Below are 14,511 nucleotides of genomic sequence, written 5' to 3' on the forward strand. Positions count from 1 at the left end.
ACGAAGGCCGCGCGCAGTTCGCGGATTTTATTGTAGTTGGCGCAGGCCGGGCGATTGTCCAGAAGACGGTTCCAGGCGAGCGGCGAAAGGGTAGGCGTCATGTCGAAGCAGCGTTCGGACAAGCCCGAGATCAAGCCCTTCGCGGGCCCGGCGGGCGGCTGGGGCTCGGTGCGTTCGCTCGCCGAGATCCTGCCGCGCGAGCGCGTCACGCCCGATGCGCTGCTCCAGCTCGCGCGCCAGAACAAGCCCCATGGCTTCATGTGCACCAGTTGCGCCTGGCCCAAGCCCGCCGATCACCATCCCGCCGAATTCTGCGAGGAAGGCGCGAAGGCGACCGCGTGGGAACTGACCACGCTGCGCACCACGCCGGAATTCTTCGCGCAGCATACGCTGACCGAGCTGCGCGACTGGAAGGACTATGACCTCGAGCAGCACGGCCGACTGACCCATCCGCTTCGCTACGATGCAGCCACCGACAAATATGTCGCGTGCAGCTGGGAGGAGGCGTTCGACGCCATCGGAACGGCTCTGCGCCCGCTCGACCCCAAATCGGTCGCTTTCTACTCGTCGGGCCGCACCTGCCTCGAGGCATCGTACATGTACGGGCTGATGGCGCGGATGTTCGGCAATCAGAACCTGCCCGACAGTTCGAACATGTGCCACGAATCGACTTCGGTCGGGCTCAAGGCGGCGATCGGCGTGCCGGTCGGGACGACGCGGCTCAAGGATTTCGAGGCTTGCGACGCGATCTTCTTCTTCGGCCAGAATGTCGGATCCAACGCGCCGCGGATGCTCCACGACCTGCGCAGCGCGCGCAAGCGCGGCGTGGAAATCATCACCTTCAATCCGCTCAGGGAACGCGGACTCGAACGCTTTACCAATCCGCAGAGCCCGATCGAGATGCTGACCGGCGGCGAGACGCAGATCTCGACCCAATATCATCAGGTGAAGGCCGGCGGCGATATCGCCGCGATGCTGGGGATCGCCAAATTCGTGATCGAATGGGACGACGCCGCGCTCGCAGTGGGCGACCCACCGGTCCTCGATCACGACTTCATCGCGCAGCACACGCATGACTTCCGCGCCTTCGCCGATGCGGCGCGCGCCGCCGAATGGGCCGATATCGAACGCGAGTCCGGACTCGAGCGGTCGGCGCTGGAGCAGGCGGCACGGGTCTACGCGAAGGCCAAGGCCGTGCTCGCCATCTACGGCATGGGGCTGACCCAGCATGTGAAGGGCGTCGAGAATGTCCGCATGGTGGTCAATCTGCTGCTGTTGCGCGGCAATATCGGCAGACCCGGCGCGGGCCCGACGCCGGTGCGCGGCCATTCGAACGTCCAGGGCCAGCGCACCGTCGGCATCACCGAGAAGACCGAACTGGTGCCCGTCGACAGGCTGAAGGAACTGTACGGCTTCGATCCGCCGACCGAAAAGGGGCTCGACACTGTCGAGACCTGTCGCGGCGTGATCGACGGATCGGTGAAGGCAGTGATCGGCCTCGGCGGCAATTTCCTGCGTGCAGTGCCCGAGACCGCGGCGATGGAGGAAGCCTGGCCGCGCCTCGATCTGTCGGTCCAGATCGCGACCAAGCTCAATCGAAACCACCTCTTCGCCGGCAAGATCACCTATCTGCTTCCCTGCCTCGGCCGGATCGAGGAGGATGTTCAGGAGACCGGACCACAGGCGGTCTCGACCGAGGATTCGACCAGCTGCATCCACGGCTCGCGCGGCAAATCGAGGCCTGCGAGCCCTCATCTCCTGTCCGAGCCGCGCATCGTCGCAGAGATCGCCAAGCGCATCCTGCCGCCCAATCCGCGCGTCGATTGGGACAATTGGGTCGCCGATTATGGGCGGATCCGCGATGCGATCGAGGCGACGTACCCGGCGATCTTCAGGGGCTATAACAAGCGCCTGTTCACGCCCGGCGGCTTCTGGAAAGGCAACAAGGCGGCCGAACGCGTCTGGCAGACGCCGAGCGGCAAGGCCGAGTTCCTCGCGCCGACCGGGCTGAGCGCGACGGGGTTCGCCGACGCGGAAGGACGCTTCCGGCTGATGACCCTGCGCTCGAACGACCAGTTCAACACGACGATCTATGGCTATCACGATCGCTTCCGCGGCGTGAAAGGCACCCGCGACGTGCTGTTCATCAACCGCGAGGACATGGCCGCTACAGGCGTTTCCGAAGGCCAGATCGTTGCATTGGAGAGTGACGCGGGAGACGGCAAGCTGCGCCGCCGCGAGGGCCTGATCGTCACCCCCTACGACATCCCGCGTGGTTGCCTCGGCGCTTATTATCCGGAAGCGAACGTGCTGATGCCGGTCGAGCATCATGCCGAGCAGAGCCATGTTCCCGCGGCCAAATCGGTACCCGTGCGGATTCGGATTTGACCGCTGCGCGGACTCTCGCATTCGCACGGATCGGCGCCGATGGCGGTGCCGATGTGGAAAGGCGCGCGATCGCCGAGGAAGTGCCGGTGGCGATCGAGTGCAATGGCCTTGGTTATGCCGTGCTGATGGCCAGCCCCGACGACCTGCTCGACCTCGGTTATGGCTTCGCGCTGACCGAGCGGCTGATCGACGAGGCCGGCGACATGCTCGACGCCGAAGTGCATGCGCTCGAACACGGCCTGATCCTGCGCCTCACCTTGTCGCAGCGCGCGGCGATCCGCGTGTCGGACCGGGTCCGCCATCGCACTGCCGATTCCTCCTGCGGATTATGCGGGATCGAGAGTCTCGAACAGGCGATGCGCCCGCTGCCGCCGCGGTCAGCGCACTGGGCGGGTGAGGACCAGGCGGTATTCGCTGCGCTGCAGGCACTCGAGAAGACGCAGCCACTCGGCGTTGCGACACGCGCGGTGCACGCGGCCGCCGCCTGCACCGAGGCCGGTTCCATCCGCCTCGTGCGGGAGGATGTCGGCCGCCACAACGCCTTCGACAAGCTCATCGGAGCGATGCTGCGCGAAGGGCTGTCCTGGGATCACGGCTTCGCCTTGCTCACTTCGCGTTGTTCGTACGAGCTGGTGGAGAAAGCCGCTTTATCGGATTGCCCCATGCTCGCCACGATCTCCGCTCCGACCGCCCTCGCACTGGCGCGCGCCCGGACGGCCGGGCTCGAATTGCGGGTGCTCACCCGCCCAGACGCCCTGCTGCGGCCGATCGCATGAAACTGCTCGGTGCCATCCTCGCCGGCGGCCGCTCGCGCCGCTTCGGCAGCGACAAGGCCGAGGCCATGCTCGACGGACGGACGCTTCTCGCGCATGTCGCGGACGCGCTCCGTCCGCAATGCGATGCCCTTGTCCTCTGCGGCCGAACGCATCGCGAAATGGCCTCTCTGGAAGATCGCCCACGTGCCGGTCTCGGTCCGCTCGGCGGCTTATGCGCAGCCTTGGCATATGGGCAGCGGGCGGGTTTTGCGGCAGTGCTCAGTGCGCCCTGTGACTCCCCGGACCTGCCGCGCAACCTTCATGATCGGCTGTCGGGGGTCTCGGGACCCGCCTATGTCGCCGATCTTCCGGTGGTCGGCCTCTGGCCCTGCGCGCTGGCGGAGGCACTGCATTCATGGCTTCAGGCGAACAATGATCGTTCGCTCAACGCCTGGGCGCGTGCGGTGTCAGCGACCCCCGTCGAAATCGCGCATCAGCTGGGCAACATCAACACGCGCGATGACCTGATGGCATTCGAACGGCGAGATATATTCCTTCATTGAGGCTGGCTGAATGGATGTTCGCGAACGCATCCCGCATAATCGTATATGCGAGTGCGAAAATATGCACCCGATCGGCACAGGCTTGATCAACAAGCAAGCGCCCAAACTGCCGGTAACAGAAACGCCCCACCAGCTGGCATCGGATAGAAGGGTGCAGAGATCACCTCAGAATCGCCCACATTTTCATTGGTCAGGCGAGTATATCGCTCAAATCGGGGAACCGGGCCTTTAGGCATCGAATATATCAACAGGGAAGGCGACCCGCGCAGCCATGCTATCGAAGAATGATCAACTATCGATCCATCCTCCGAAACTTGGCCAATCCAAGCGTCGACACGGATCAACCGATGACATCGCGCATCTCCCGAATCGCAAATCGCCTTGGACAGCTTCGACGGGTTGCGGCTGCGGATGGATGATCGGATCGATTCCGCGGCTGGTACACGGTTCCTCGCCGGAAGCGTTGGAATCGTGAAACCGGCAAGGGATCGCCGCAGTGCATGCGGCGATCCCCTGGTCTTCGAAGGCCGCAATCAGAACTTGGCGCGGACGCCGAAATTCACCGTGCGCCCGAAGGTGTGGATTTCGGTGAATTCACTGCGGGTTCCGGCAAAGGACACCTGGCGCTGATCGAGCAGGTTCACCGCCTGGACGAAGAGCTCGATATTCGGCTTCACCCGGTAGCTGGCGCCCAGGTCGACGATGCCGAAACCCTTCTGATAATAAGCGACGACATCCTCGGCGGTGGGAAGCGAGGTGACCAACGCCCCGGCATCGGTGATATAGTCGCTGCGATAGGTATAGCTGAGATTGATCTCGAACGGTCCGGTCTCGAAGAACGGCGTGATCGAGTAGCTGACATCGGAAACGCCCTGAATGCCCGCGGTCTGCAGGCCGACACCGGCCCGGTTGAGCTCGAGCTTCGTCGTGGCGAAAGTCGCCGTCGCGGTCACACCCAAGCCGAAGGGCAGCTTGTTGGTGTAGCCGAACTCGACGCCCGAGATCCTGGCATCGCCGACATTGGTGGGCGTGGCGACCAGGATATCCACCGGCAACGTCGATCCGTCCTTTACGGCGAAGGCCAACGTGCGCGTCTCGAAGTCGGATGCGACATAGTCGCTGATGTCCTTGTGGAAGGCAGCAGCCGTGAACGCGCCGAACTTGTTGAAATACCATTCGAACGAGACGTCGAAATTCCATGAGGTGTAAGGGCGCAGATTGGGATTGCCCGCCGTGGCCTGCAGGTTGATCGTCGGGTCCGCCAGTGCGGCGGCGCCCTGGTTGTAGATGCTCGTCACGGTCGCGCTGTTGGTGTTGATCGAGTTGCGTAGCTCTGAAAGCGACGGTCGCGTCATCGTCTTCGCCACGCCGAGCCGCAGCTGCACATTGTCGGCGAACTTCAGCATCGCATTCGCGCTGGGCAGCCATTCAGCATAGCTCGCGCGCGTGGTCGTCGGGGTGACATCGGTGGTCACGCCGCCCTTGCCATCGGGAACCGGCGACACGGTGGTACCGCGCACGTCGGTGCGGGTGCGCACATAGCGCAGGCCGAGATTGCCGGTGAGCGGAACGCCGCCCGCGTTCGCCTCGAAATCGAGGCGGCCATAGCCGGCCGCGATCTTCTCGCCGATCCGATAGGAGTTCTGAAGGTCGGCAGCGGTAGGCGCCAAATCATAGGCACTCGGGTTCACGCCGTCGAATTCGCTGCCCAGCATATAGTTCCGGTTGAACAGGCCCCAATCGACATTCGCCCAAGCCTGACGGTTGACGATCGACTGGTCGAACGCGTTGGACGGCACCGGATAGCGCAGAAAGGCATCGGTTCGCGCCGCACCCGGCCGTAACGCGGCGCTGTTCCGGTCGCGGCGCTGATAGTCGCGGTAACGATCCGAATATTGCCCGCCGAAGCGCAATCCTGTGAAGGTGAAGCCGCCGATGCCGAGATCGAGGTCGCGCCCGACGTTGAGGATGGCAGTCTTGTCCTCATCCTTCGAATTGATCGGGCGCACCGCGAAGCTCTCGAACACCATGCCCGATGCGTTGGTCAGATCTAGATCGGTGAAGAGCGAATTGACCTTGCCGTCCTTCAGCACATCGTTGCTGAAGTCGAAGGTGAGGTTGCCACCCGCGGCGTTAGGAGTGCGATATTGCACGCGCTGGATCGGCGTATCGAGATCGCTGGTCGCGCGCGCATAGCTGAAGCGCGGCTCGATCCGCCAGCCTGCCAGATCGAGCTTCACTGTACCGTTCAGCTGCAAATTCTGGTGCGACTGGTCCATATATTCGGCATAGTTGCGGATCCGCGCACCGCGGATCGTGCCCGCCAGCAGCCGCCCCTCCCTCACCACAGCCGTCGCCGGATCCAGCCGCGCGATCTGGCTCGGGATGTAATAGGTCAGGCGCCGTTCGGTCGTCTCGTTGTTGAACTGCGAAAAGAGACCGTCCAGTTTGACCTCGATCCCGGGCGCTGGGCGCCATTGCAGGCCGGCCACGGCGCTGATCCGCTCGCGATTTTCCAGCTCGAGATAGGGCTGGGCGTCGCCGGGCGCGCGAATCGTGCCAAACCCCGGGACCGGGGTGTCCTGCCAGCCGAGACGCAGGCGATCGAACTGCACGTTGCGCTTCGTGTAGGAAACGCCGGCGAGCACGCCGAAAGTATGCGCGCCGTTGCGCCAGCCGGCGGAGATCGAGCCGTTGGGCTGGAGCTTGTCAGTGCGCTCTTCATAGCCGCCATAGAGGCTGGCCGCGACGAAGGACTTGCGGTCGAGCGGCTTGATCAGGCGGATATCGACGGAAGAGCCGATCCCGCTCTCGATCAGATCGGCGGTCGGCGACTTGGTGACGACGACGCTGTCGATCAGCGTAGCCGGCAGCACCTGAAGCCGGAACTGGCGGCCCGACTGGCCCGAATTGCGGATATTCTCGTTGTACGCCAGCGGCATGCCGTCGAACGTCACCGCCTGGAAGTTGGGGCCAAGCCCACGCACGCTGATGAACTGGCCTTCGCCAGCTTCGCGGACGATCGTCACGCCGGGAACGCGCTGCAGCGCCTCGGCGATATTGAATGCGGGCAGCTTGCCGATATCCGCGGCAACCACGGCGTCAGAGATCGAATCCGCATTGCGCTTCACGTCGAGCGCCCGCTCGACGCCGTCGGAGAAGTTGGCGGTGACGACGATTTCCTCGTCCTCGTCAGGCTCTTCGCTCGCGCTGGTCGGCGTTTGCCGGGCGGCTGCGGTCTGCGCGCGTACGATCAGGGCGCCCGATCCGTCCCGCACCACTGTCAACGGCTTGCCGGCGATCAGCCGGCGGAGCGCCGTCTCGGCGTCGAACTGGCCCGAAAGCGCCGGCGCCCTCAATTGGGCCACGGCGTCGCGAGTGAACAGGATGTCGCTGCCACTCTGGCGCGCCAGCTGCTCCAGCGCACGGTCCATCGGCTGTGCGGCGATCGTGATGCGAACCCGGCGCGCGTTGCCCTGCGCCTCTGCGGTCGTCGCCATGGCGAGTGCGGAAAGCGTGAGCGCGAGCGCCGCCGATCGGCAAAGCTGCCGCTTTAGACTGGTCATGATTTCAGTACCCCGTGCCGCGCTCCTCGCGAGCGCCCGGATCCTCGACGACCGCGGGCAGGATTTCCCCACCCCATCCGCGAAAATTATTTTCCGCTGGCCGCCGTAATACGGATGGCCTCGCCGTCCGAGGACGCGCGGACCGGCAGCAGCAGCGCGAGAGACCGGGCAAACGCTTCCGGATCGCCCACGCGATAGACCCCGCTCACGCGCATCGCCGCGGCCTGTGGATCGGCGATCACCAATGCCCGTGTCGTATAGCGGTTCATCTCGATCGCCGCATTAGCGAGTGTCTCGTCCCGGAAGGCGAGCCGGCCGCTCTGCCAGGCGATCAGGTCGTCGAGCTCCGGCCGGTCGAGCTTGTCCGGCCGCCCGGTCCCCATTGCGATACGGCTACCGGGGGAAAGCGACACGGGGGCCCCCGGGGCGTCGATCCGCGCGCTGCCCTGGATCGCGGTCAACGCCACTGCATCGCCATCGCGGCGCAGATCGAGACGGCCGGCCTGCGCAATCGCGCGTCGTGCTCCCATTTCGATCACGAACGGACGGGAATCGGCAGCGATATCCAGGTCCGCTCGCCCCATGCCGAGCGACAGCATGCGTACATCGCTGCGGGTCCGGAAGCGGATCCGCGTATCGGTATCGAGCATCACCCGGCTGCCGTCTTCCAGCATCAACCGGCGTTGTTCGCCGATCCCGGTCTCGTAGACACCGGCATGCGCCTCCCGCCAACCAAAGGTCGTGGCACCCGCAACGATCACTGCCCCGCCTCCCGCCAATATCATGCGGCGCGACATGCGCGGACGATCGGGCTCGGCAGCCAGAGGCCGATTGCGCAAGCCGCCAACGGCGTCCCAGATCGCAGAGGCACGTTCGAACGCGTCCTGGTGCGAAGGATCGGCCTTGAGCCACCCCCGAAACTCCGCCTCGTCTTCGGGCGCGCGATCGTCCGCGTGCAGTCGCGCCAGCCACTCTCCCGCCTGCCGGTTGGCATTTTCCGGCTCACTGCGGAAGATCACGTCACCAATTCTCCATCCAATCGGTCAGATGCGCCATCGCCCGGGCGATATGTTTCTCGACGGCGCTCTGACTGATCCCGAGATCCTGCGCGATCTCTCGATATTTACGGCCCTCCAGCCGGTGCATCAAGAAAATCTCGCGCGTGCGGGGGCTCAGTTGCGCCACGCCTCCCCTCAGGCGTTCGAGGCGATGGCGGACTATCAATATCTCGTCCTGCAGTGGGCGGAGATCCGCGATGGCTTCTGCGGCGACAGCGGCGTCCGTCACCAGGGTCGCGCCGATGCGTCGCTCGCGGCGATATGCGTCCAGGCCGCGGTTGACGGCGCTGCGCGCCAGGAGCGCAGCGGGGTTCTCCACCTGCGTCTGCCGCACCGCAATCCCGATCCAGGCATCGTGGAGAAGGTCCTCCGCGTCGTCGCGACGCGTCATGCGCGCTATCTGATCGCGCAGCCGAGCCCAACCGGATCCCAGCACTCCCTCGCAGGCGATCTTGCTCACTCTCATGGTAAGTCAGCTAGGAACCGGCGAATACGGTTTGATGACATCTCCGGGTCGCGCGGATGACGGCCATCGAAAAGCGACGGCAGGGCCGGTTACGAATTCAGGGACATCAAACGGACGATGTCCAATATGGGCGAGTGCCCCCTCTCGATTATCGATTTAAGAACCGCGAAAGGTTTATGTGGGGCGAAACGGATAGCGACAACAAACTCCACTTCTGCTTCGCTACCGCTTGCTCTTGCTGAAAAATGGCATCGTGGCGGCCTGCTTCATCCAGGAAGCAATTTGGAGTTCGTCGATATCATCTACCGACGCCAGCTCCACTCCCCGTGCGGACTTGCCCATACCGATCGGCGTGACCGGCGGTGCAGGCAGCAGCTCCGCACCGCGTATAAACATCAGTTTCACGTGACCAACGAAGGCGCCGGACGAAAAGCACCAACCGCCGCCCACGCCGTAATACGCCATCCCCCACTTCACCGCGCGTCGGAGGCCCGGCAACGCTTCGGCAGCCAAGGCATCGATGCGCTCGGCAACATTGCGCTGCGGTTGGGGTAAAGTGGCAATATATGCGAACACCGGCTCGTCGCCCTCCGCCGCTTTCGCAGCACTTGCCTTACCTGTCATGGCTACCAGGAGCTGCGCCTCGCCTTCGCGGTTCGCGAACTTATCTACGGGCATTCCACTCTCCCCTTTCGAACGACGCCTCAGCTTTCGCGGGTCTACGCGCCGATCGAGGAATCCACTATAGCCGGTCCACCCCAGTCTATACTCGCAGACCGCCTGAATGACCGGGCGATTTTGAAGCCGCCAGGACGAAGTTCGAAATCCCTGAGAGGGGACGCGCATGCCGCGACCAGCGGCGATCACGCCGTCGAGTGGAAACAAATTCACCGGCGCTACCGGGGTTGTCACATAGGAGATCGTTTCGTCATCGTTACGTCATCGCACGGACCCCGGGAAGTCATTGCTGCACTGCAATGCGGCGCGACACCATTCGGGGAAATCGATCATGAACCGTTCTGTAATCGCGCTGCTCACCTCCGTTGCGAGCGTCACGCTCGTGCCTGCGCTCGCGCATGCTCAGGAGGCCGCTCCGGTCAACGAGAAAACGGCCGCGGATGGCGAGGTAGAGAACGGTGCAGACATCGTCGTCTATGGTTTCGGCGAGACGCGCCAGATGCAGACCGTCAGCGAGGCGGACATCGCGCTGCTCACCCCGGGCACGACTCCGCTCAAGGCGATCCAGAAGCTGCCCGGCGTCAACTTCCAGTCGTCGGATGCGTTCGGCGCCTATGAATGGTCGAGCCGTATCTCGCTGCGCGGGTTCAACCAGAACCAGCTCGGCTTCACGCTGGACGGCGTGCCGCTCGGCGACATGACCTATGGCAATTACAACGGCCTGCACATCAGCCGCGCGATCATCTCGGAGAATCTCGGCGCGGTGACCGTCAGCCAGGGCGCGGGCAATCTCTCGACCGCATCGGTCAGCAATCTCGGCGGCACACTGATGTTCACCTCGCGCGATCCTTCGCGTGAGATGGCCGTGGCGGCATCGGGCACCTATGGCAGCGACGACACCTACCGCGGCTTCGTGCGGCTCGAGAGCGGTGACATGGGCGGCGTGCGCGGCGCGATCAGCTATGGCTATCTCAATACCGGCAAATGGAAGGGCGACGGCGAGCAGCGCCAGCACCAGGTCAACGCAAAGCTCGTCGCCGATGTCGGCGATGGGCGCATCACGGCCTTCGTCAATTTCTCCGACCGGCGCGAAAACGACTATCAGGACATGTCCGCCGAGATGATCGGGCGGCTGGGGCGCGACTGGGACAATTTCGCTTCGGATTGGAAGACCGCCTATGCCGTCGCCGCAATCGCCAACAATCAGGCGTGGCAGGCAGCGGGTAGCATTGGTACGCGGCCGTTCCCGACCTATGGCTTCACTTTTCCGGCGCCGGTCGGGACGCTCGACGACGCCTATTACGATGCGGCCGGCCTGCGTCGCGACTGGCTGACCGGCGTGACGTTCGAGACGCCGCTGAACGAAAAGGTCCGCGTCAAGCTGCAGGGCTATTACCACAACAACCACGGCCAGGGCTTGTGGTGGACGCCCTATACCCCGACGCCGGGCGGCGCGCCGATGTCGGTCCGCACCACCGAATATGACATGGATCGGCTCGGCGCGATCACCAGCCTCGTCGCCGAACTGGGCGCGAACACCGTCGAAATCGGCGGCTGGTATGAGAATAACGACTTCCGGCAGGCGCGCCGCTTCTACGGATTGGCGAATACGCTGTCGGGCTCGTCGCGCGACAGCCTGCAGTTCCAGCACGATCCCTTCTTCACGCAATGGGACTATGACTATGGGACCGAGATCCTCCAATATCATGTGATGGACCGAGTGGATCTCGGCGCGTTCACCCTCTCGGGCGGGTGGAAGGGCGTGCGCGTCAGCAACCGCGCCAATGCGATCGTCGCGGGACCGCTCTCCTCCGGGCGCATCGCCTCGCAAGACTGGTTCCTGCCGCAAGTCGGCGTCCTGTTCCGCGTCACCGACAATGCCGAGCTGTTCGCCAACTATACCGAGAATTTCCGGCCGTTCGTCTCCGCCGGCACGTCCGGGCTGTTCGCGACCAGCCCGGCCAGCTTCGTCGCGAGCGTCGACGACCTTCGGCCCGAGCGTTCGAAGACGATCGAAGGCGGCGGCCGCTTCCGCTCGGTTAGCTTCCAGGGCGTGCTTGCCGGCTATCATGTCGACTTCAGCGATCGCCAGCTCGGGGTCCAGGTCGGCGCGCCGATCGAAGGGCGCCCTTCCGAACTGCAGAATGTCGGCTCGGTGCGGTCCTGGGGTGTCGAGGCATCGGGCACGCTGACCCTCATGCGCGGCCTCTCGGCGACGGCTTCCTATGCCTACAACCACTCGACCTATCGCGACGACGTGCTCAACGGCGTGACGATCATCCCGCTGGAGGGCAAGACCGTCGTGGATAGCCCGCGGCACATCGCCTCGGGGGAAGTCGCCTATGATGGCGAGCTGTTCTTTGGCCGCGTCGGCGCCAATTACATGTCGAAGCGCTACTACAGCTATCTCAACGACGTGTCAGTCGACGGGCGCGTCGTCGTCGACGCCAGCATCGGCATCAAGGTTCCGGCCGGCGTCGGCTTCCTGTCGGGCTTCGCGCTCGAAGCCTCGGTGACCAACCTGCTCGACAGGGATTATATCGGCACGGTGGGTTCGGGCGGTTATGGCAATAGCGGCGACGGCCAGACGCTGCTGCCGGCCGCGCCGCGCCAGCTGTTCGTAACGCTACGGAAGGGCTTCTGACGCATGAGGGGAGAGCTGGGCTGATTTTCGGACATCTGCGTTGGTGGTGAGTTTTGGGACTGTCCGGATCGCGGCACCCATGGCACCATCGGAAAACCGCTTGCATGGGCGACCACAAGCCCGATGGAACCAGGGAGAGCTGCGGTGAAGACAATGGCTCGAGCCTTCACGATCGGCGCGACATCATTGCTGCTTGCCGTCTCGTCAGGCATCGCCGCCGCTTCCGCGCAGACGAGCCGTGCTGAACCAGCCGATCCGTCTGGATTTTCGAGCGGCGCAGATGTCCAGGTCCAGCTACGCCAGATGCTCGCCGAGATGAAACCGGAGCAAGGGTTCATGTGGCGCCCCTTGGTCCGCGACGGTGCGACGGTGGCGGCGATCGAAATATGGAAGAAACCAGGCCGCCCCGCTGTTCACCCCGCCGAGGCGGAATACGCAATCGTGCTGGAAGGTTCAGGCACGCTTGTTTCGGGCGGCACCCTGGCCGATTCAAAGGTCAGCAATGCCAATTTGGTTGAGGGAAGCCGAATCGAGGGCGGCGCGACAAGGCCACTTGGTCCGGGCGACGTCCTCCTGATTCCCGCAGGCGTACCTCACTGGTTCGGGATCACCGGCGACCGGCTGGTCCTGCTGGGAATCAAATTGCCCGGTGCGAAATGACCGATCCGGCGCGACCGCATTGGCGACTCTCAATAATCTAAACGGCCGTTTCCAGGATGCACTCCGATCGTTTTGAACGACCGCTTTCGGATGCAATCAACTCATTCGAACTGACGTGCTCCCCAAAACTCCTCCAGTCATAACTGGAGTCCGGGGTTGTGATCGTGCCCTTGCGGGCGGATCTGCACAAGCTTCCTGGCGCGTCGAGAAGGGCAGACCCACCCGCTTCAAGCCGGCACGACCAGGTTAAATCTCGCCAAACGAACGCTTTGTTATTTACGGTGGATATCAACTTCTGTAATCTCAACTTGGGTGGGAAATTCATATTCTACTCGAGTCGCGTTCTTGTAGCGGGAGATACTCTCGAGGGGGCTAGGATGCGAAGAATTCTCATTGTCTGTCTTGCGCTTTTCTCTGCCGGATGCGCCGAACGGGGCATGATCGGCCTCGGCGACAAATCGGCCGTCGAAACACCGGTTTATGGCGCCAACAAAGTCTGGTTCATGAAACCGGATGAGACGACGACTGGCGCCATTGACGGTAATCGCTATTCGGACTTGGTCGACGCCTATCAGATAGCGGCAGAACTAAAATCCGATGGACGGCTGACCGGCCTCCGCCGCTCGATTCAAAATCGGCAACCGCTGAGTATTGTCGTTTCAGGCGCCTATGTTCCGGCAACCCTGAAACAGTGCAACGGCCGCTTGAGTGATTTCATCTTCGGATCCGATGGAAGGGACATTGCCGTCCTGCTCGATATCACCAGCGGGGAAAGCGAACTTTCGACCATTGCGGTCTGGTACCAGCGCGGCGTGAAGCCTGACTCGCTGCTCAACTTCAACAACCTGCTCGTTTACAGCAACGACGCGTGGGACGCCAAATTCGCGCCGCTCTTCCGTCTGCGATTGGTCGACGTGTCCTCGGAGAGGAATACCGCGGTTCGCGAAATGCTCGACAGAGCCAATTCCACAGGCGCCTCACTCTCGGGCCTCGCGGGAGCGCCCGGCGCGGGCCCTTTGCTTGCGCTGGCCACGCAAGCGGCGCAATCGGTCTTGGCCAATGAGAAGAACAAAACGCTCGTCGATTTCACGTTTCAATTATACGGCGGACATCTGCTGGCGGAGTCCGGCGGCGTGCCGCTCGGAGTCCTGCAGACGGGCGGGCTCGTCGTCTCGGCGGTACCCTGCAATCAATCGGTGACCTATTGGGAAAATCCGCTTAAGTTCGACCATCGCACTGCCAGGATCCGCAAGGGAGCGAGCATCGAGGCCGTGCCCTATCTTTTCGCGACAGTGATCGGCGCCGACCTGGCAGTCCCCCAGATCGTGCGCGACCGCTCATCTGCGATCATGCAGCGGCTGACTGATCCCCAGGTCGCGCAACGCGAGATCGGCGAAGCGACTCGCGATGCAACCCGTCTCGAGCAATCACTCGAAGCGCTCAGTGTCCGGGAGCGCTTCCGGCGCGCGCCATCGGTCGAGTCATTCAAGACATTAGTGACGGCAACCAAAGGGCAATGGTCGTCGATGGACCTCAGCCTGCAGCTGTTCTTCCTCAACGCGTTCTATCAGGTGACCGGACGAACGCTCGACACGGCAGCGGCCTATGAAACTTGGCTGGACAACTGCCCGGGCGCTACTTTCAACACGGAATCGATGAAATTCTCGATCGACGATTCCATCGGGACCGATCGCAAGAAATGCTGGCCCTGAGGATCTGTGCGATCGCGCTGG

At 63.4% G+C, this 14,511-nt stretch carries 10 protein-coding genes; 6 read left to right on the plus strand and 4 right to left on the minus strand.

The features are described 5' to 3' along the window. Nucleotides 1–99: 99 nt before the first annotated feature. From BR78_RS0112690 to mobA, 3 genes are read left to right on the plus strand one after another with little or no spacing between them, the layout of a single operon-like run. A complete protein-coding gene (locus BR78_RS0112690) occupies nt 100–2,388 on the plus strand; it encodes an FdhF/YdeP family oxidoreductase (RefSeq protein WP_025560448.1) in 2,289 nt (762 codons plus the stop codon). Continuing rightward, a complete protein-coding gene (gene fdhD, locus BR78_RS0112695; protein WP_025560450.1) occupies nt 2,385–3,164 on the plus strand; it encodes a formate dehydrogenase accessory sulfurtransferase FdhD in 780 nt (259 codons plus the stop codon). Before BR78_RS0112690 ends, fdhD begins: the two co-directional genes overlap by 4 nt. Beyond that, on the plus strand, nt 3,161–3,706 hold the full coding sequence (gene mobA, locus BR78_RS0112700; RefSeq protein ID WP_025560451.1) for a molybdenum cofactor guanylyltransferase: 546 nt from the start codon (nt 3,161–3,163) through the stop codon (nt 3,704–3,706). Before fdhD ends, mobA begins: the two co-directional genes overlap by 4 nt. A 533-nt stretch (nt 3,707–4,239) precedes the next feature. Here mobA and BR78_RS0112705 read toward each other — a convergent pair. The 4 genes from BR78_RS0112705 to BR78_RS20975 form a co-directional block, all read right to left on the minus strand. Next, entirely contained in the window at nt 4,240–7,272 is a 3,033-nt protein-coding gene (locus BR78_RS0112705) for a TonB-dependent receptor (RefSeq protein ID WP_025560452.1), read from the minus strand. A gap of 86 nt (nt 7,273–7,358) precedes the next feature. Continuing rightward, nucleotides 7,359–8,291, minus strand: coding sequence for a FecR family protein (locus BR78_RS0112710; RefSeq protein ID WP_025560453.1), 933 nt, complete (start codon nt 8,289–8,291; stop codon nt 7,359–7,361). Nucleotide 8,292: 1 nt separating this feature from the next. Next, complete coding sequence (locus tag BR78_RS0112715; protein ID WP_025560454.1) at nt 8,293–8,790, minus strand: RNA polymerase sigma factor; 498 nt, start codon at nt 8,788–8,790, stop codon at nt 8,293–8,295. 228 nt (nt 8,791–9,018) lie between these two features. Continuing rightward, the gene (locus tag BR78_RS20975) at nt 9,019–9,474 is read right to left on the minus strand and encodes a DUF1801 domain-containing protein (RefSeq protein ID WP_029725270.1); all 456 of its coding nucleotides are present in this window, start codon (nt 9,472–9,474) and stop codon (nt 9,019–9,021) included. Between the two features lie 331 nt (nt 9,475–9,805). On the opposite strand from BR78_RS20975, the gene BR78_RS0112725 reads away from it, so the two are divergent. The 3 genes from BR78_RS0112725 (at nt 9,806) to BR78_RS0112735 (ending at nt 14,490) form a co-directional block, all read left to right on the plus strand. Then, the gene (locus BR78_RS0112725) at nt 9,806–12,118 is read left to right on the plus strand and encodes a TonB-dependent receptor (RefSeq protein WP_025560457.1); all 2,313 of its coding nucleotides are present in this window, start codon (nt 9,806–9,808) and stop codon (nt 12,116–12,118) included. A gap of 153 nt (nt 12,119–12,271) precedes the next feature. Then, nucleotides 12,272–12,778: a cupin domain-containing protein gene (locus BR78_RS0112730; protein WP_029725272.1), complete on the plus strand. Its 507-nt coding sequence runs from the start codon at nt 12,272–12,274 to the stop codon at nt 12,776–12,778. Between the two features lie 377 nt (nt 12,779–13,155). Further along, entirely contained in the window at nt 13,156–14,490 is a 1,335-nt protein-coding gene (locus BR78_RS0112735) for a hypothetical protein (protein ID WP_231478255.1), read from the plus strand. Nucleotides 14,491–14,511 lie beyond the last annotated feature (21 nt).

This window comes from Sphingomonas sp. UNC305MFCol5.2 (genome assembly GCF_000712135.1).
Lineage (GTDB): Bacteria > Pseudomonadota > Alphaproteobacteria > Sphingomonadales > Sphingomonadaceae > Sphingomonas.

What these genes read in the sequence shown, in the direction of transcription:
- BR78_RS0112705 (WP_025560452.1), bottom strand. Translation starts at nt 7,272, where the DNA reads ATGACCAGTCTAAAGCGGCAGCTTTGCCGATCGGCGGCGCTCGCGCTC.
- BR78_RS20975 (WP_029725270.1), bottom strand. Translation starts at nt 9,474, where the DNA reads ATGCCCGTAGATAAGTTCGCGAACCGCGAAGGCGAGGCGCAGCTCCTG.
- BR78_RS0112735 (WP_231478255.1), top strand. Translation starts at nt 13,156, where the DNA reads ATGCGAAGAATTCTCATTGTCTGTCTTGCGCTTTTCTCTGCCGGATGC.
- BR78_RS0112690 (WP_025560448.1), top strand. Translation starts at nt 100, where the DNA reads ATGTCGAAGCAGCGTTCGGACAAGCCCGAGATCAAGCCCTTCGCGGGC.
- BR78_RS0112725 (WP_025560457.1), top strand. Translation starts at nt 9,806, where the DNA reads ATGAACCGTTCTGTAATCGCGCTGCTCACCTCCGTTGCGAGCGTCACG.
- BR78_RS0112730 (WP_029725272.1), top strand. Translation starts at nt 12,272, where the DNA reads ATGGCTCGAGCCTTCACGATCGGCGCGACATCATTGCTGCTTGCCGTC.
- mobA (WP_025560451.1), top strand. Translation starts at nt 3,161, where the DNA reads ATGAAACTGCTCGGTGCCATCCTCGCCGGCGGCCGCTCGCGCCGCTTC.